The organism is Ramlibacter sp. (assembly GCF_041916345.1).
Classification (GTDB): Bacteria; Pseudomonadota; Gammaproteobacteria; order Burkholderiales; family Burkholderiaceae_C; genus Ramlibacter.
Map to the genome: position 1 here is coordinate 1 of NZ_JAYRZR010000013.1, position 18,264 is coordinate 18,264.

The 18,264-nt window shown below is 73.1% G+C and carries 12 protein-coding genes and 1 other RNA gene; 7 read left to right on the forward strand and 6 right to left on the reverse strand.

Going from position 1 to position 18,264, the window contains the following annotated elements; all coding sequences use genetic code 11:
• Window positions 1-39: 39 nt before the first annotated feature.
• Genes ACE3T5_RS05975 through ACE3T5_RS05985 form a run of 3 tightly spaced genes read right to left on the reverse strand, consistent with a single transcriptional unit; the run spans window position 40 to window position 3,587 of the window.
• Window positions 40-1,644 (reverse strand): hypothetical protein, encoded by a 1,605-nt coding sequence (locus ACE3T5_RS05975; RefSeq protein WP_374665494.1) that lies wholly within the window; start codon window positions 1,642-1,644, stop codon window positions 40-42.
• Entirely contained in the window at window positions 1,641-2,891 is a 1,251-nt protein-coding gene (locus ACE3T5_RS05980) for an AAA family ATPase (protein WP_374665496.1), read from the reverse strand. The genes ACE3T5_RS05975 and ACE3T5_RS05980 overlap by 4 nt, the downstream gene beginning before the upstream one ends.
• 9 nt (window positions 2,892-2,900) lie before the next feature.
• The gene (locus ACE3T5_RS05985; RefSeq protein ID WP_374665498.1) at window positions 2,901-3,587 is read right to left on the reverse strand and encodes a hypothetical protein; all 687 of its coding nucleotides are present in this window, start codon (window positions 3,585-3,587) and stop codon (window positions 2,901-2,903) included.
• A 119-nt stretch (window positions 3,588-3,706) separates the two neighbouring features.
• On the opposite strand from ACE3T5_RS05985, the gene ACE3T5_RS05990 reads away from it, so the two are divergent.
• The 6 genes from ACE3T5_RS05990 to ACE3T5_RS06015 all read left to right on the forward strand — a co-directional run bounded on the left by ACE3T5_RS05990 (window position 3,707) and on the right by ACE3T5_RS06015 (window position 9,753).
• The gene (locus ACE3T5_RS05990; RefSeq protein ID WP_374665499.1) at window positions 3,707-5,887 is read left to right on the forward strand and encodes a tetratricopeptide repeat protein; all 2,181 of its coding nucleotides are present in this window, start codon (window positions 3,707-3,709) and stop codon (window positions 5,885-5,887) included.
• A gap of 40 nt (window positions 5,888-5,927) precedes the next feature.
• Window positions 5,928-6,024: signal recognition particle sRNA small type (ffs, locus tag ACE3T5_RS05995), an RNA gene on the forward strand.
• Between the two features lie 88 nt (window positions 6,025-6,112).
• Window positions 6,113-6,532, forward strand: a complete 420-nt coding sequence (locus ACE3T5_RS06000) for a response regulator transcription factor (RefSeq protein ID WP_374665500.1) — start codon at window positions 6,113-6,115, stop codon at window positions 6,530-6,532.
• A complete protein-coding gene (locus tag ACE3T5_RS06005) occupies window positions 6,529-7,332 on the forward strand; it encodes a YaiO family outer membrane beta-barrel protein (RefSeq protein WP_374665501.1) in 804 nt (267 codons plus the stop codon). Before ACE3T5_RS06000 ends, ACE3T5_RS06005 begins: the two co-directional genes overlap by 4 nt.
• A complete protein-coding gene (locus ACE3T5_RS06010; protein WP_374665502.1) occupies window positions 7,313-8,362 on the forward strand; it encodes a HEAT repeat domain-containing protein in 1,050 nt (349 codons plus the stop codon). Before ACE3T5_RS06005 ends, ACE3T5_RS06010 begins: the two co-directional genes overlap by 20 nt.
• Window positions 8,359-9,753: a glycosyltransferase family 2 protein gene (locus ACE3T5_RS06015; RefSeq protein WP_374665503.1), complete on the forward strand. Its 1,395-nt coding sequence runs from the start codon at window positions 8,359-8,361 to the stop codon at window positions 9,751-9,753. The genes ACE3T5_RS06010 and ACE3T5_RS06015 overlap by 4 nt, the downstream gene beginning before the upstream one ends.
• Here ACE3T5_RS06015 and ACE3T5_RS06020 read toward each other — a convergent pair.
• From ACE3T5_RS06020 to ACE3T5_RS06030, 3 genes are read right to left on the reverse strand one after another with little or no spacing between them, the layout of a single operon-like run.
• The gene (locus ACE3T5_RS06020) at window positions 9,750-12,008 is read right to left on the reverse strand and encodes an ATP-binding protein (protein ID WP_374665504.1); all 2,259 of its coding nucleotides are present in this window, start codon (window positions 12,006-12,008) and stop codon (window positions 9,750-9,752) included. The genes ACE3T5_RS06015 and ACE3T5_RS06020 overlap by 4 nt on opposite strands.
• A complete protein-coding gene (locus tag ACE3T5_RS06025) occupies window positions 12,005-15,223 on the reverse strand; it encodes a UvrD-helicase domain-containing protein (protein ID WP_374665505.1) in 3,219 nt (1,072 codons plus the stop codon). Before ACE3T5_RS06025 ends, ACE3T5_RS06020 begins: the two co-directional genes overlap by 4 nt.
• The gene (locus ACE3T5_RS06030) at window positions 15,220-17,733 is read right to left on the reverse strand and encodes a PD-(D/E)XK nuclease family protein (protein WP_374665507.1); all 2,514 of its coding nucleotides are present in this window, start codon (window positions 17,731-17,733) and stop codon (window positions 15,220-15,222) included. The genes ACE3T5_RS06025 and ACE3T5_RS06030 overlap by 4 nt, the downstream gene beginning before the upstream one ends.
• A 97-nt stretch (window positions 17,734-17,830) precedes the next feature.
• Between ACE3T5_RS06030 and trxA the strand changes: the two genes are divergently transcribed.
• Window positions 17,831-18,163: a thioredoxin TrxA gene (gene trxA, locus ACE3T5_RS06035; RefSeq protein WP_374665509.1), complete on the forward strand. Its 333-nt coding sequence runs from the start codon at window positions 17,831-17,833 to the stop codon at window positions 18,161-18,163.
• Window positions 18,164-18,264 lie beyond the last annotated feature (101 nt).

The following is an 18,264-nucleotide window of genomic DNA, read 5'->3' on the forward strand; positions in this document are numbered from 1 at the left end:
ATTCTAAGGGGCGGCCCGCCTGCGGGCCGCGCGTCCGGTTCAACGGCTGGCGTAGAAGATGGGCGCCCAGCTGTGGCCCCAGTCCGTCAGCTTCTGCACGTAGGCCTGCCTGGCGGGATCGGCTTCGATGCGGGACTTGTGCCATTCGCTCGCGGCCCAGCTGGTGGCGGCACTTCGCTGCCCCTCCTCGAGCGGGTCGAAGTAGTAGAACACCGTGGCATGGCCGCGCGGCGTCGAGCGATGGAACCCCACGTTGATGAAGACCGAAGAGGCCTGGATGCCACGCTGCTCCAGCTCGAGCTGCGCCGACCGGAACAGGTTGTGATCGCCCCAGATGCTCGTGGCATGGTTGATCCACCAGCACTGCGCCATGTCGGCGCCGCCCGTGGGATTGCTGTTGAACAGGATGTCCTGCCGCACGCAGGATCGCGGCAGCGCGGGGCGTGTCCCGGGACCCGCCTGCGCGACCACCAGCCGCCGAAGCGTCTTGCGGGCAAGCTGGCCGAGCACCATGCTGTCCAGTTGGCCGCCCGCGCCCCCCTTGAAGTGGGCCAGCACCGTCCAGGGGCCATCCGGCAACGGCACGCTCTGGCTTCCCACTTCCACCGATCCCTGCATCACCTTGCCGATGAGCGTGTCGATCGGTGGCGGGGCCGCGGCTGGCATGGCCCGCGCCGTGGCAGGAGCCACCGACGTGGCACCTGCCGCGATGGCGCGACCGGTGGTGCCATACGAGTCGAAGCCCGCCGGCAGGGCGTACTTGAACTTCTGCCCGCCGAAGTTGGCGATCCAACGGTCGCTGTCCGGCGTGCCGTCGCGGCCCGGCTTGGCAGCCTCTGCGAACGCGAAGAACTGTTCGCCGGGCGCCAGCTTCATCTGCGTGCCACCCGCCTCCCCTGGCACGCCGTTGCGCCACTGGCCGTTGTGTCCCCAGAACATCAGCCGCTTGTCGACATCGAGCGCGAACATCAGCACATCGCCGTTGACGATCGACCGGTCGCGGCCGGGCGTGATCTGGAACACCGTCGAGGTGTCCCGCGAGCCCTTGATGCGGAAGATGAGGTCCCTGGCCTCGTCCTCGGGCTTGCGGGCCACGACGCCCGCGGCGGTCCATGTCGAGGCGAAAGGCTCACCGGGCTGCACCGCGAGCATCACCTCCCAGTAGTGGCGGCCCGAGCTCAGGCCCTTGGTGGCGACCGCCGGCGCGGAGCCGCCGCCTGGCAGGCTGCTGGTGATCAGGCCACCGCCAGAGATCGGCGGTCCGCCTATCGGCCCCGTGGACATGGCCCACACGACCGTGCTGGGCGATTGCCGCTGGGCCGTCACGGGCGGCGGCACGGCCGGCGCGGGCGTCGGTGAGGGGGCCGGCGTGGCCGGCTGCGCCACGCGAGACGGTGCCTGCGCATCAGAGCCGGCCGCCTGCGGTGACGTCTGCGCTGGTGTCACGGCCGTGGACGTCGGCGCGCCCGCGCCCGGTGGCGGCGCCGGGGCGGCCGGTGGTGCATAGGTGGCCGGACCGCCGGACGTGGGCACGTTCGCTCGCCAGGGCGACCCCAGCAGGCCCAGCCCGGCGGAGACGATGGCGAGCACGACGATCCAGCGCCACGAGGACGCTTCGCGCCAGAGGCTCGCGCGCGGCGTCACGGACGGGGCTTCGCGACGGGCTCCGCCCACGCGCGCGCCTTCACCTTGCCGTCCTCCATGCGCAGCTCGATGGTGCGGTAGCCGAGCTGCTTGGCCTTGATCAGCGAGTCCGCAATCGACTCCTCCAGGGCCCGCACGACATCCCGCGAGGACGCCGCGGTGCCCATGCGCCGGTAGCGCTGCATCAGCTGCACGATGATGTCGGGGTCGACCCCGCCGCGCGCCACGTCGAGCCCGTAGCCCCGGATCATGGCCTCCATCTCGAGTGCGCAGACGCGGGCGACGTCCAGGCCCGCCAGCGGCGCGAAGACGAACAGCCGGTCGATCCGGTTCAGCACCTCCGGGGCGAAGCCCTGCTCGCGCAGCGCGCTCACCGATGCCATGCGCAGGCCATCCGGATCGGAAGCCAGGTCGCGCTGGAGCTGGGACAGCGCATCCGTCGCGGCGTTCGACGTCAGGATGAAGATCGCGTGCGTCGTCGGGATGTGCTTGCCGTCGGAGGCCTCGGTCACGAAGCCGTCGTTCCAGGCCGTGAGGAAGCCCTTCAGGACCTCCGGGTGCGCCTTCTCGATCTCGTCGAGCAGCACCACGGCCGCCGGATGGTCCCGCAGGCCGCCGGTCAGCTTGCCGTAGCTGTCGCTGCCCACGTAGCCCTTGGTCATGCCGAACAGCTGCGTGGCCGAGTGCGACCCCGCGGCGAACTGCGTCATGTCGAAGTGCAGCAGCTTGCGCGACAGCTCCGCGGCCAGGACCTTGGCGAGGTAGGTCTTGCCCGTGCCGGGCGGCCCGGCGAACAGGAACACCCCGATCGGCTTCGAGCGCTGCAGCAGGGCCATGCGCCGCCGCACCTGCTGGGCCAGGTCTTGGCAGACCGCGTTCTGGCCCACCACCTTGGCCTGCAGCGACGCGGCCAGGCTGTCGGCGTCGATGACGAGCGCCTCGTCGTCCATGCGCGCGGCAGCCTCTTCCACCTGCTGCTTGTTGGTCAACCGGTCCAGTATGTCCATGGATATCACCCGATAAAGCCAGGCGGGCGCCTTGCCCTGCCAATGCACGCGACAGGCCCAGGCCAGCGCGCCGAGAAGAAGGCCGAGCGCGAGGAAGTACCACCCCCACGCATGCAGGAACGCCCGCATGGCCGCGAACGCGCTGGCCGAGGGCCAGACCTGCCTGAGGAGCTGCGCGATCATCAGCAGCACGCTGATGGCGATCAGGAGCGGCAGATTCCGGCTCAACCAGGCCCGCATGGAATCATCCTACCGGAGGCGGATGCCGAGGTTCAGCACCTGGCCCGGGCTCATCACCGGCATCAGCATGGCATTCTGCGGGCCGCGAACGCCCAGGGTGATGCCACCGCCCCCGTCATGCACACCCTGGATCTGCAGCACCCCCGAGCCATCGACAGGGACGAACACCACCGTTGGCGTCCTCGACAGGACGACATCGCGGCTGAAGCCGGCGCTGCGCACGCGCACGACATCGCCATCGGGCGAGTGCGTGTCCCACAGCACGACCTCCACCAGCTGGCGGGCGCTCGGATCCGGCGCCAACTTGGCGGTCGGCGCTGGCGCTGGCACCTGGGCCTGGGCAGGCAACGGGGCCGTGGCCGGCGCCGTCGCGATCCCGAGGTCACTTCGCAAGGCGTCCTTCTGCGCGGCCGGCATGTCCATGGCCGAAACGACGGCGTCCGCCTTGTCACGCGGGATCGACTGCAGCAGCAGGGGCTGCGCCCGGGCGAAGTCCTGCAGGCGCGCGTCGGCCTCCTGGGGTGTCACCCGGTCCGCCGCGGAAGGCGGGAAGAAGAACGTCAGGCCGAAGCCGGCGCCACCGGCCAGCAGGATGATCAGGGCCGCCAGCTTCCAGAGGGAGGGCTTTCGCGCCGGCTGACGCTGCCGGTCGCGCCGCTCGCGCGGCTGCATTTGTTGGGGTTCGAGGTGGCGCATGCCGTCAGGATTGGGCGGGATTCTGCCATGCATGAATGCAAAGGTGCTCGAAAGCAGGCCCGCAGGCGTTCGTATACTCGCGGCCGACCCGCGGCGCCGCCGCATCCACCCACTCCCGCGTGCACGCCCTGCTCCCCGCCATCACCGCGCTCATCCAGGCCGGACGACTCGACGACGCGCGGGCGATCTGCCTGCAACTCGTGCGGCAGGAGCCGCGTGCCGCCGAGCCCCGCACCTGGCTGGGCACGCTCGCCGCCCAGGCCGGCCGCTACGAAGAGGCGGTCACCTGGTTCGAGGCGGCCGTAGCCCTCGCGCCGGCGCAGGAGCAGATCCGCAACAACCTCGGCGTGGCGCTGCGGCGGGTGGGCCGCATCGACGACAGCATCGGCCACCTGCAGGCGGCCGTGGGCCTGCGCCCCTCGTACGCGGAGGCGCACGTCAACCTGGGCAATGCCCTGCGCGACGCCGGCCGGCTCGAGGAAGCGCGCAGCGCCTATCGCACCGCCGTCGGCCTGATGCCACCGCATGCCGGCACCTGGAACGCCATCGCCCGCGTCTGCCTGGATCTGGGCCGCCCCGACGAGGCACTGGACGCCGGCCTGCGCGCCACCACGCTGGCGCCGGGCGATGCCGACACGTGGCTCAACTTCGCGGGCGCGCTGGGGCAGTGCGGTCGCCACGAGGAGGCCTTGGCCGCGCTCGACAGGGCCCTGGCGCTGCGGCCGGACGACCCGGCGATCCATGCCGATCGCGGCAACGCGCTGATGGCCTTGCAGCAGCACGCCCGCGCCATCGAGGCCTTCGACCGCTCGCTCGCCCTGGCTCCCCTGCAGCCCGACGTGCTGGAGGCGCGGGCCGACTGCGCGCTCAAGGCCGGCCAGCCGGATGCGGCGGCAGAGGGCTTCGCGCGGCTGCTGGCCGTGGCGCCGGATCAGCCCAGCGCCGCCGGCAACCTGCTGCACGCGCGCATGCTCGGCTGCGACTGGCGCGACCATGACGCCACCCTCGCCGCCATCGACACCGCGCTGCGCGAGGGCCAGCCCGCGGCAGAGCCCTTCGGCTACCTCGGCATCGCGACCGATGAGGCGCGGGCACGCACCTGCGCCGAGCTGTTCAGCACGCGCGAGTTTCCGGCCCGTGCGCCCCTGCGGACCACGCGTGCCAGGCCCGACGCGCCCCGCATCACCATCGGCTACCTCTGCGGCGAGTTCCGGCGTCACGCCACCACGCTGCTGATGTGCGGCGCCTACGAACAGCACGACCGCGGCCGCTTCCGGCTCGTCGCGCTCGACAACGGCTGGTCCGACGGCAGCGACGAGCGCGCCCGCGTGGAGGCCGCCTTCGACGAGATCGTGCCGATCCGCGCGCTGAGCACCGACGAGGCCGCCCGCCGCATCGCCGGCCTGGGCGTGGACATCCTGGTCAACCTGAACGGCTACTACGGCGAGCACCGCATGGACGTGCTGGCGCGGCGGTCGGCGCCCATCCAGGTGAGCTACCTGGGCTTCCCGGGCACGCTGGGTGCGCCCTACATCGACTACGTCATCGCCGACCGCGTGGTCCTGCCCGAGGCCGCGTGGCCCCACTTCAGCGAAAGCGTGGTCTGGCTGCCGGACAGCTACCAGATGAACGACGACCGGCGGGCCGTCGCGCCTTCGGCCGGCACCCGCGCCGACCACGGGCTGCCGGCGCAGGGCCTCGTGTTCGCCTGCTTCAACAACAGCTACAAGGTGACGCCCGCCACCTTCTCGGTCTGGATGGGCATCCTGCGTGCCGTGCCGGGCAGCGTGCTGTGGCTGCTGCAGCCGCCGGGCTCGGGCGCGGCCCGCCTGCGGGCGGAGGCCGCGGCACGCGGCGTCGACGCCAGCCGACTGGTGTTCGCCACCTGGGCGCCGCCGGCCGACCACCTGGCGCGCATCGCCCACGCAGACCTGTGCCTCGACACCCTGCCCTACAACGCGCACACCACCGCCAGCGACGCCCTCTGGGCCGGGGTGCCGTTCGCCACCTGCGTGGGGACCACCTTCCCCGGCCGGGTCGGCGCCAGCCTGCTCGGCGCCATGGGCCTGCCGGAACTGGTGGCGTCCGACCCCCACGCCTATGAACGGCTGGTCGTGCAGCTGGCACTGGACCCAGGTCGCCTGGCGGCACTGCGCGAGCGGATCGGCGCCTTGCGTCGCACCAGCGCGCTTTTCGACACCCGCCGCTCGACGCGCCACCTCGAAGCCGCCTATCAGCAGATGGTGGATCGGCTCGCCGCCGGCCAGCCGCCCGCACCCTTCGCCGTCGCTCCGGCCTGAGCCCCGGCGCAGCGGCGGCCCCGGCGGTAGAATGCGCGCTGACGGGCCTCCTCGCATGGTGAAGCGGCCAACCGGGTCAGGTGGGGAACCAAGCAGCCCTAACTGTGGAGCCAGTGCCGGGGGTAAGGCTCGTCAACTCCCCCTTCAGCATCCTTGCGCCGTCCGCCGTGGCACGGCCGCATCAGCCCTGAGCGCGTCCACGCGCCCCTGGGCCACAATCGGCCCATGGCCGACACGCCCACGCCGACCGATCCCGCCTCCCCCGCCACGGCCCTGGTCGTGGAAGACGACGACCACATCGCGCACCTGCTGCGTTTCATGCTGGAGCGCGCCGGCTGGCGCGTGACCCTGGCGCGCGACGGGCGCGAGGCTCAGGCCTGCATCCAGCAGCTGGCCCCGCCCGACATCGTGCTGCTTGACGTGATGCTGCCCTTCATGGACGGGCTGGCCCTGCTCGCCCTGCTGCGCCGGCAGCCGGGCTGGGCGCAGGTGCCGGTGCTAATGCTCACCGCCAAGACGCAGGAGCGCGACATCGTGCGCGCGCTCGATGCCGGCGCCAACGACTACATCCTCAAGCCGTTCCAGCCGGAGGAGCTGCTGGCGCGCGTGCGCCGCTTCGCCCGTGCCCGGCCCGCCAGCGCATGAAAGCCCACACACCGTTCCACCCTCATGCGCGCCGTTCCGCCGCGGCGCTTGGCCTGGCGGCCGCGCTGGGGGCCACCCTGCCCGCCACCGCGGTGGCGCAGGCTGCCGCCGGGCCAGCCTGGCGCGCCACGGCCAGCACCGAGTACAGCCTCCTCGACCGCGGCCTGCCCGCGTGGCAGAGCCAGACGCTTCGCCTGGGCCGTCACTGGCAGGCCCGGCAGTGGGTGGAAGTGGAGGCGACGCACACCCGCCGCTACGACCAGGACGACACCGAACTCGCGCTGGCCGGCGCCGTGCCGGTGGGCGACACCCTCACGGCGACGGCGCGGGTCGCGCACAGCCCCACGCACCGCGTGCTGGCCCGCGACACGCTGGCGGCCGGGCTGCAATGGGCCGTGGCGCCCGCCTGGCTGGTGCACGCCGGCCTGCGCCACACCCGCTACACCGACAACCGCGTCGAGCAGGCCACGCTGGGCGTGGAGCACTACTTCGGCGCCTTGGGCGCGACGCTGCTCGCGCACCAGTCCCGCGGGCTGGGCCGAAGCACCGGCGCGGGCGAACTGCGCCTGGCCTGGTACTACGCCGACGCCGCTTCGGTGACGCTGTTCGCCGGCAGCGGCGACGAAGCCACTGCCGTGGGCGCCGGCGCGGTGGCGCTGGCGCGCGTGCGTTCGCTCGCGCTGGCGGGCCGCCACCCGCTGGCGCCGGGCTGGTCGCTCGAATGGGGCCTGCACCGCGTGCGCCAGGGTGACTTCCACCGGCGCGGCGGCGCCACGCTCGGTGTTCAGCACACTTTCTGACCCCATCCTGCGGCTGGCGCTGGGCATCGGCCTCGTGGCCGTGGCCCTGACGGGCCTGCTCACGCTGGCCATTGTCTTCCTGCGGCTGCGCCTGACCGTGCGCGAACGTCGCTGGGAGGCATTCGTCGCCCGCTGGCGCCCCCCCTTGCTGCAGGCCGCCCTGGAGGGGCCGGATGCCGCGTCGCTGCCGGCGCTCGCCGCCAGCGAGCACGGCCTGTTCCTCCGCCTGTGGACTTACCTGCACGAGTCCTTGCGTGGCGAGGCCGCCGACCGCCTGAACGAGACGGCCCGGCGCCTGGGCCTGGACGCCAGCGTGCGCCATCTGCTGCTGCATGGCTCGCGGGCAGAGCGCCTGCAGGCCACGCTGGCGGCCGGCTACCTGCGGGATGCGGCGGCCTGGGACGCCCTGGTGGCGCTGGCGCGCGAGCGGGACGCGCTGATTGCCGTGCATGCCGCGCGGGCCCTGGTGCGCATCGAACCCCTGCGGGCCGTCAACGGCCTGCTGCCGCTGCTGCTGGATCGCGTCGACTGGGACTTGAGCCGCGTCGCCCTGGTGCTGGCCGAGGCGCGCCAGCCGTTCTGGCTGCTGCTCGCCAAGGTGCTGCCGCGCCTGGCGCCGGAGCGGTTGCCGCGCGCGCTGCAGCTGGCCGAAGCCGTGCGGATCCAGCCGCCGGCGGCCACGCTGGCGCGCCTGCTGCAGCCCGCGCAGCCACCCGAGGTGCTGCGCGCCGCGCTGCGCCTGTGCGACAGCCCCTCGCTGGGCAACGAAGTGCGTGCCTGCCTGACCCATGCCGACGCCGGCGTGCGCGCCGAGGCGGCGCGGCACATGGCCCGCCTCGGCGCGCCGGGCGACGTGGCGCGGCTGGCCGCGCTGCTGGACGACGCCGACTGGGACGTGCGCATGGCGGCCGCCCAGGCGCTGGGCCGCCTGCCTTTCCTCGCCGACACGGAACTCGCGCGCCTCGCGCATTCCCATCCGGCGGCCGAGCCGCTGCTGCGCCAGGTGGCGGCGGAAAGGGGCCTGGGATGAGCGTGCAACTGGCGGTCGAACTCGCGACCTGGTTCATCCTGCTGTACTTCGCGCTGCTGAACGGCGGCTACCTGCTGCTGAACGCGCTGTCGCTCACGCGGCTGGCACGCGGCCTGCAGGAGCAGGTGCTGGACGAGCTGCCGCAGGCCTTCAGCGGACTGGAGCCGCCCATCAGCATCCTGGTGCCGGCCTACAACGAGGAGGCCTCGATCGTCGCCTCGGTCGGCTCGATGCTGCAGCTCGCCTATCCGCAGTTCGAGATCATCGTCATCAACGACGGATCGAGCGATGCCACGCTGGAGCGCCTGCGCGAGGCCTTCGACCTGGAGCGCTTTCCGCAGGCGGTGAACGAGCGGCTGCCCACCCAGCCGGTGCGCGCCATCTGGCGCTCGCGCACGCACGCCCACCTGCGCGTGATCGACAAGGCCAACGGCGGCAAGGCCGACTCGCTGAATGCCGGCATCAACCTGGCGCGGCACCCGCTGTTCTGCGGGGTCGACGCCGACTCGGTGCTGGCGCGCGACAGCCTGCACCGCGTGGTGCGCCCGTTCCTGCGCGATCCGCGCGTGGTGGCCAGCGGCGGCACCGTCCGCGTGGCCAACGGCTGCGACATCCAGGGCGGCTTCCTCACGCGCGTGGGCCTGCCGAGCAACCCCTGGGCGCTGTTCCAGGTGGTGGAGTACCTGCGCGCCTTCCTGTTCGGCCGCCTGGGCTGGTCGCAGCTCAATGCGATGCTGATCATCTCGGGCGCCTTCGGGCTGTTCCGCACCGACGTGGTGGTCGCCGCCGGCGGCTACCGCACGCGCACCATCGGCGAGGACATGGAGCTGGTGGTGCGCATGCACCGCATGCTGCGCGCCCAGGGCACCGACTACCGCATCGAGTTCGTGCCCGATCCGGTGTGCTGGACCGAGGCGCCGGAGGACCGGCAGACGCTGCGCAACCAGCGCATCCGCTGGCAGCGCGGCCTGTCCGAGAGCCTGGCCCCGCACTGGGGCCTGGTGTTCAGCCGCCGCGGCGGCCCGCCCGGCTGGCTGGCGTTTCCCTTCATGGTCGCCTTCGAGTGGCTGGGCCCGCTGGTGGAACTGGGCGGCTACCTCTTCATGGCCTTCGCCTACGCCACCGGCCTCATCTCGTGGCAGGCGTTCGCCGTCTTCCTGTTCCTGGCCATCGGCCTCGGCATCCTGCTGTCGGCCTCGGGCCTGCTGCTGGAGGAACTGGCCTTCCACATCTACCCGCGACCCGCGCAGCTCGCCATGCTGGCCGTGGTGGTGGTGGCCGAGAACCTGGGCTACCGCCAGCTCAACACCTGGTGGCGCCTGATCGGCCTGTGGCGCTGGGCAACCAACCGGCAGTCGACCTGGGGCGCAATGAAGCGCAAGGGGCTCTAGGCTTCGCCCTCGCCGGCCAGCGGCAGCCTGAACCAGAACTCGGTACGCACGTCCGGCTCGCTCAGGAAGCCGACGTTGCCGCCATGCGCCTCCACGATGCTGCGGCAGATCGAGAGGCCGAGGCCGGTGCCGCTCTTCGCGCGGCGGTCGGAGCTGTCGGCCTGCGCGAAGCGTTCGAAGATGCGGTCCCGGAAGGCCGCCGGAATGCCGCTGCCATGGTCGATGACGGCCACACGGGCCATGCCGTCGCGCAGCCCGATCTCGACCTCCACCGCGCCGCCCCGCGGCGAGAACTTGGCCGCGTTCGAAAGCAGGTTGACGCACACCTGCACGATGCGGTCGCCGTCGGCCAGCACCTCGGCTTCCGGGCCGTCGGCCAGCACGAGCCGCACGCCCAGGCCCTCCGCATAGGCGGCCGTGTCGCGCAGCGCCTGCGCCACCAGGGGCCGCAGCGGCTGGCGTTCCAGCCGGTAGTCCAGCTTGCCCGAGGCCATCTTCTCCAGGTCCAGCAGGTCGTTGATCAGCCGGATCAGCCGCTCCGTGCTCTCGTGCGCGATCGCCAGCAGCTGGCGCGCGTCCGCCGGCAGATCCCGCGCGAGCGGGCCGATCAGCAGATCGAGCGAGCCGTAGATCGAGGTGAGCGGCGTGCGCAGTTCGTGCGACACCGTGGAGACGAACTCGTCCTTCATGCGCTCCACCTCCTTGCGCTCGGAGATGTCGTGCACGAAGGCACCGAAGAACTCCTCACGGCCGGTGGCCACGTAGCCGACCTTCACCTCCACCGGGATCTCGCGCCCCTGCCGGTCGACCATGAGGCGCTCGATGGGCCGGTGCAGCATGTCACCCTCGCGCGCCTGGCGGAAGCCGCGCAGCGCCCGCTCGAAGGCTTCGGCATAGCGCGGCGGCACCAGGGTCTCGCCGACGCGGCGGCCGAGCACCTCTTCGCGCGCCCAGCCGAACACGATCTCGGCCTGCGTGTTCCAGTCGGTGATGCGCCCATCGAGGTCGACGCCGATGAACGGGTCCTGCGCGGCCTCCAGGATGGTCTGGATGCGCTGCTCGTTGGCGCGCACGCGCTCGAAGGCTTCCTGCAGTTCGTGCGTGCGGTCAGCCACCCGCTGTTCGAGGTCCACGTTCAGGTCGCGCAGCGCCTGCTGGTTGACATGCAGCTCGCGCAGCAGGGTCGACAGCGAGGAGGCCAGGCTGTCCACCTCGCGATACGCGCCCGGCTGCTCCACCAGCTCCCCTTGACCGGTGCCGACGGCCCGCGCCGAATCGGCCAGGCGCTTCAGCGGCCGCGTGATGCCGTGCGCGGCGAGCAGACCGACCAGGCTGAACAACGCCGCCAGCACCAGGCCGGCGGCCCACACCTCGTGCTTCAGCGCCAGCAGCGGCGCATTCGCCTCGGCCAGTTCCTGGCGCACCAGCACCGTCCAGCCCAGCCCGGGGGAGTCCTGCCAGCCGCGGCTGCGGGCGAAACCCACCACATAGCGCTCGCCATCGGGCCAGGTCTCCACCTCGAAGCCGGTCTCTCCGGCCAGGGCCCGCCTCACACTGGCCAGATGCAGCCGCTGGTCCATCACGTCGCGCGGCCCCAGCAGCACCACGCCGGCGGACGACAGGATGAGCGGGTCCACCTCGTGGGCGCGGCCGATGGGCCGGAAGACGGCGGCCCGGACATCCTTCGCCCAGTCCCAGTTCACATGCGCGCCGAGCACACCGCCGTCACGCAGCGGGAAGGCGATGTCATAGAAACGCGGCGGCTCCTCGCCCGCGCGGCCCATCAGGCCGGCGAGCAGCTTGGCCTCATGCACGTCGCCCAGGTGCACGCCCCGCAGCGCCTGCTGGAACCAGGGGCGGCTGCTGACGTCCGCGCCTGCCAGCAGGCCGCCGCTGGCCGCCCGCACGCGCCCCTGCGCGTCGGTCACGCCGATCCAGGCGTAATAGGCATAGCTCGCCTGCACCGTGTCCAGCTCGGCCTGCAGGGTCCGGGTGTCGGCCAGCGTCTCGACGCGGCGGGCCAGCAGGCGGATCTCGCGGTGGCGCTCATGCATCGAGCGATCCAGTCGCGTCACGGTCTGGTTGGCCAGCTCCGCCAGGTAGGCGCCGGCATCGCTGCCGATCTGCACGCTCGCGCGACGGTCGATGACGAGCGAGAGCACGAAAGCCAGCAGCACCGCCAGCATCGAGAAGGCGAAGGCCAGCAAGGCCCCCAGGCCGGGCCGCAGGACAGAGGGCTCGCGCGGCGGCGTCATTCGATCTCCAGCCAACGGCCCTGGCCGTTGATGAAGGCGGCGCGCACCACGCCGCCCTCGAGCGCTGCGCCCACCGCCTCGCGGTAGCGGCGCAGCTGGTTCACCAGCGCCACGTCGTCCTGCGGACGCAGCGCCGACTTGTAGTCGATCACCCACCAGCCGCCGTCGTCACGCCGCCGCACCAGGCGATCCAGCCGCAGCAGCGTGCCGGCGTGATGAAGCTCGACCTCGTTGCCATGCCAGTCGATGACAGCCGGGTCCCACGCCCACGCGGCTTCGCCGTGCAGGATGCGACCGGCCATGTCGGCGGCGCGGCGGATCGCCACGGCGTCCAGGCCGAACTCGCGCTGGGCCTGGCGCAGCCGAGCCGGTGACTGCGCAACGCCCGGGGCGTCGGCCCACTCCAGCAGGCGGTGCAGCGCGCTGCCAAAACGCGCCGCCTCGGCATCGGCGGTCTCCCCGGCATCTGCTGGCGGTGGCGCGGGCGGCGGTGTCCAGGCCGGCAGATCCGGCATGGGCCAGGCCGCGTCGGACTGCGGCGCGCGGTCCGGGGCCGCTGCGGGCTGCGTCGGCGCGGCGTGGGGTTGCAGGCGCTGCCACCAGGTCACCGTCGCGCGGCGATGCGGCTCCAGCGACGACAGAACGAGCCGGCGACGGGCGCGCGTGAGCGCCACGTACAGGGCATTCAGCTCCTCGCGGCCGCGCGCCTCACGCTCGGCCGCGAGCGCCTCGGCGCAGCAGGCGGGCGGGCGCTGCTCGCTGGCCAGGAACACGAAGCGCCGTGGCGCGGGCGCCTCCACCGGCCAATCGCACAGCACGCCCATGGACTCGGTGGCTGGCGGCGGTGCGTCGGTGTCCAGAAGCAGCACCACCGAAGCCTCCAGGCCCTTGGCGCGATGCACGGTCAGCAGTTGCACGGCGTCCGCCGCGCGGCGCGCCGGCGCCTCGATGGGCGCGGTCTTCAAGGCCCGCACCAGCGCATAGGCCGTGAGCTGCCGGCCCCCGCGGATTTCCAGCGCAGCACCCGGCACCGCGCTCACATGGGCGGCCACCGCGGGACGCAGGGCAGCCGGCGCGGCGGCGGTGAAGCGCGCCACCACGTCGCCATCGCGGTAGATCGCCGCCAGCGCGTCGTGCGGCGGCAGCTCGTCCAGCCAGGCGCGCCAGCGCAGCAGCCGCTGCGCCACGGCCTCGAACTCGCGCGGCCCCTCCCGCGCATCGGTGAGCACCTCGAACCAGCTGCGGCCCGGCGTCGCCTGTGCGCGGACAGCGGCCGCGAGCCGCGCGAGCGCCGCGTCGTCCAGCCCGAACAGCGGCGAACGCAGCGCGCGCGCCAGCGACAGATCGTGCCCCGGCGACACCAGCACGTCGAGCAGTGCGACCACGTCCTGCACGGCCGGCTGCTCGCGCAGCAGCGCTGCATCCGGCTGCTGGGCGGGGATGTGCAGGGCGCGCAACTCGGCCTCCATCTCGGCCAGGCGATCACGCCGGCGCGCCAGCACGAGGATGTCGCCCGCCCGTGTGCCGGCGGCGATCTCGCCGGCGATCCACGCCGCGGCCTGCCGGGCCTCCACCGTCACCAGCCGCTCCTCCTCGGTCTCGCGCGGGGTCGACAGGCTGTCACGCCACACGGGTGCGGCGTCGGCCGCCGCTTCCCGCTCAGGCCGGGGCACCTGTGGCAGCGCGAGCACCTCGCCCGCCTCGTCCGACTCGGTCGTGTGCACGCGGAAGCCGAGGAACAGGCCCTCGCCCTGGGCGACACCGAAGACGGCGTTCACCGCGGCCAGCACGGCCTGCGCATTGCGCCGCGTGTGGTCGCAGGCGAGGTGGTCGCCGCCGAGCGCCTCGCGCACGAAGGCCTGTGCCTGGCTGAACACGCGCGGCTCGGCGCGGCGGAAGCGGTAGATGCTCTGCTTCGGGTCGCCGACGATGAACACCGCGGGCGCACCGGCGCCCGCGCCCGCGTAGGCCGCCAGCCACTGGGCCAGCGCCTGCCACTGCAGGGGATTGGTGTCCTGGAATTCGTCGACGAGCAGGTGGCGCACGCGAGCGTCCAGCCGCTCCTGCACCCAGCCGGAGACGACCGAATCGCCCAGCAGCGTGAGCGCGCCGTGCTCCAGGTCGTTCATGTCCACCCAGCCGTGATCACGCTTGAGGGCGGCGTACTCGCGCAGCAGCAGGCGCGCCAGGCGCGCCATGCGCTGCTGGTGCAGCCAGCCCTCGTGCTGCTGCACCGCCGCCGCGAGCTGCTCGGCCAGCGCCTGCGCGGCGCGCACCGTCTCCAGGCCGGCGACACGGTCGCTGAAGCGACGGGGCTCGCCCTTGTCGGTGAAGAGCGCGCCGCGGACGGCGGCGAGATCGCCTGCGCTCACGCCCTGCTCCAGCTCGACACCCTTGGCCGAGAAACTCGCTTGCGACGCGCGCCCCAGCACCAGGGCCGCCGCAAGCAGCGGCTCGCGCACCTGCGGCAGCGCCAGCAGCCCTGCCGGCTCGCCCACCCCGGCCCAGGCGGGAAACCGCTGGGCCATCGTCTCGACGGCATCGGCCACATGGCCCTGCTGGTCGGCCAGCGTGAATTCCACGCGGCGCTCCAGCGCCGCCGCCAGCGCCTTGCGCGTCAGCGTGCGCCCGTGCGTGGCGACGCAGGCCTCGAAATCAGCGCGCGCCTGTGGCTCGGCGGCCAGCGCGCGGTGGAAGCGGCGCCACAGGCGATCCGTCGCCTCGGTGTCATCCAGCAGCAGCTGGTAGTTGGCGGGCAGGCCCAGGCGCTCCAGCACCGCCAGCGGTGCCGCGCCCAGCAGGGCGCCGAACCAGCCATGGAAGGTGCGGATCTGCACCGTCTCGCCGCTCACGAGCAGGCGGTGCTGCAGCGTGCGCAGGGCCTCGGCCTCGGCCGGGCCGGCCGCCAGTCCGCGCTGCCGGAGTTCGTCCACCAGCCGCTGGGGGGACGCGTGCGCCCATTCGCCCAGCCAGTCGTCCAGCCGCTGGCGCATCTCGCCGGCGGCCTTGCGGGTGAAGGTGATGGCGAGGATCTCACCCGGCAGGGCACCCGCCAGCAGCGCCCGCACGATGCGCGAGACCAGCATCCAGGTCTTGCCGGCGCCGGCACAGGCCTCCACCGCCACGCTGCGGCGCGGATCGCAGGCCACGGCGTAGAAGGCCTCGCGGGTGACCGGGCGGCCGTTGTGCTCGTAGGCAGCCGCAGGATTGCTCATGCCCAGAAGTCCTTGCGGCAGAGTCCGCGGGCGGCGCACAGCTCGCACGTGCGGCCAGCGCCGATGGCCCGCAGCGGCGTGCCGGCCGCCACACGGGCCAGGTCATCCGCGATACCCACGGCGAGCGCTTCGCGCGCGGCCTCCAGCTCGCGATGCGGCACCAGCACGGTCTCGCCCCGTTCGCCCAGGTTGAGATAGGCCGCCTGTACCGCCTCGCCAGGGAACAGCAGCGCGTAGAAGGCGAGCTGCGTGTCCTCCAGCGGATCGCGCAGGCGGTCCCGCGTGGCCTGCAGGGCTTCCGTCTTGTAGTCGATCAGCAGGCGGCCGCCGGGGGCGCGGTCCACGCGGTCGATGCGGCCCTTGAGCCGAACCAGCCCGGCCGGCTCCTCGCGGGCCTGCTCGCCGGCCTCGAAGGCGTGGCCCGAGGCCTCGTGGCGACCGAGCCACGCGAGATAGCCGTCGCGCACGGCCGGCCAGGCGGCCTCGAACGGCAGGAAGTCACCGCCGGCCAGCCGCAGCCGCGCGACCTCCGCCTTCGCCAGCTCGTCCAACAGTGCCGCGCGCCCCGCGGCCGGCTCGCCCTGATCCCGCAAGTGTTCATGGAAGTGGCGCAGCACCGCATGCAGCCAGTCGCCGAAGTCGCGCTTGTCGGCCTCCGTCTCCAGTTCGTCCTCCTCGCGCAGCCCGAGCTGGCGCAGGGCATGGAAGCGATAGGGGCAGCGCCGCAGGTCCTCGTAAGCACTGGCCGACAGCGTGGCGGGCATCAGCGCCGAGCCATCGGCGCACGGCGGTGCCACCGGCGCCGGCGTGACGGCGCGCGGCGGTCGCGGGTCCGCGGCGCTGGCGACGCCATCGCCCGCGAGCAGCCGCACCAGCGGGCTGGCCAGCACCGCCTCCCCCTGTGCGTCGGTGGCGCGCCAGAGCACGTCGACCTCCGGCGTGGCCAACGCCTGCTGCCAGGCCGCCTGCTGCGCCTGCGCCAGCCGCTCGCGCGTGGGCAGACCGAGGGCCAGGCGTTGCGCCGGCGTCCAGTCACCCGGCGGCTGCGGTTGCGCGGGCAGGCGGATCTCGTCGCAGCCCGGTAGCACGGCGGCCGCGAACGCACGGCCCAGCATCTGCGCCAGCGGCAACACCACCACCTGCGCACCGGGCGGCGCTGGCGGCTGGAAGCTCGCGGCCTCCAGGACCTCGTCGACCCAGGCGCGGAAGGCGGCCGGCCGCAGGCGACGGTCGGCCTGCGGCAGGTCGCGCAAGTCGTCCGGGCCGCGCAGGCGCAGGGCCTCCAGCATCTGCACCCCCGCCGCGTCGCGGGCCAGCTCGGTGGCCAGGCCTGTCTCGTCGAGCACGCCCCGCAGCGCGTCGAGCCAGCCTGCGAGCGGCATGGCCTGCTGCAAGGCGCCGCGCCACGTCTCGATGCGCGCGTGCCAGGTGGCCAGCGATCCGTCCGGCTCGCCCAGATCCGAAGGGCGCACGGCCTGCCAGTCGCGCAGGCCGGCCCTGCGTGCGCGGCGCTCGATGGCGATGGTCACCCCTTGCGGCACCACGGGCAGGTTCTTCAGGGCGTCCAGCACCGCGTCGGTGGGCGCCTCGCGCTCGCTGGCGGCCAGCAGGGCCGCCAGCCGGGCCGCACTGCGCGTCGTGGAAAGCTTCCAGCCCTGTTCATCGTCGAGGGTCACGCCGGCCTGTCGCAGCAGCGCCGCGATGCGCCGCGTGAGCGCACGATCCGTCGCCGCCAGCGCCACCGGCAGGCGCCCCGCGGTGAGATGACGCAGCACGCAGGCGGCGGCGCGCTGGGCTTCGTCGGCCGCCTCCGCGCAGGCATGCAGCCCGATGCGGCCGTGCGCGGGCGCATCCTCCGCCAGCGGGAGCCGCTCGCCGCGCTCGCCCGCGGTGGCCAGCAGCGCGTCGTGCAGGGGCGGGTCGTGCAGGCCCTGCAGCACCACCAGCAGATCCACGCCGTCCAGAGCCTGCGGCTGCAGCAGCACGTCAGTGGCGTAGCCCGAGGCCGCCGCCCACTCCACGGCCACACGCGCCACGGCGGCCTCCAATTGCACGGCATCGGCTTCCATGCCCAGCGCCGCCGCCTGCCGGGCACGGGCAGCCCAGGCACCGCGCGCCGCTGGCGCCACCGCCGCGGCCAGCGGCGCCAGCTGCAGCGTGGCATCGAGCAGGCGTGCGGCCAGCACGTTCGCGCGCTCGCCGAGCCCGGCACGCGACAGCAGCGCCTGCGCGGTCAGCAGGTCACGTGCGCGGTCGAACGCGAGATCCAGCAAGGCGGGCTCGAAGGCCGCCGCGGCGGCCCAGTTGCGCGTGGTCTGGAACCGCGGCGCGAAGCCGCCCGGTTCGTGGCGGCCCCAGGCGGCGCGGCCGGCCGCCATGAGCTGCGCGTAGGGCACCAGCACCACCACGCGCGAAGGGTGGACACCCCGCTCGCGCACCCGCTCGCGCAGGCGCCCGATGGCGTGGTCCCACAGGGCCTCGGCTGGGTGGGCGGGGCCGGCGTCTAGCATGGCCCGGGACACTCGTCCCGCCTCCGGCGGGGACATGGGGTTTCTGTCACAATGCCTCGACTTTAGCGGGACAAGCACCGCCCCAGACGAGGAAATCATGGCCAGTGACCTGATCAAGCACATCTCCGACGACACCTTCGAAGCCGACGTCCTGAAGTCCGGCAAGCCGGTGCTGGTGGACTACTGGGCCGAATGGTGCGGACCGTGCCGCATGATCGCGCCCATCCTCGACGAGGTGTCCGAGACCTACAAGGAAAAGCTGCAGATCGCGAAGATGAACGTGGACGAGAACCGCGACATCCCCGCGAAGTTCGGCATCCGCGGCATTCCCACGCTCATGCTGTTCAAGGACGGCCAGCTGGCCGCCACCAAGGTGGGCGCGATGAGCAAGGCGCAGCTCACCGCCTTCCTGGACCAGCAGCTCGCCTGAGCACGCCCGCGCGGCGGGCAGCATGGGGCCCCGCGGGGCCCCTGCTTTTTTGCTCTATACTTTGACGCAGTTCACCGGTGCCCGGCCACGGGCGCCCGGTT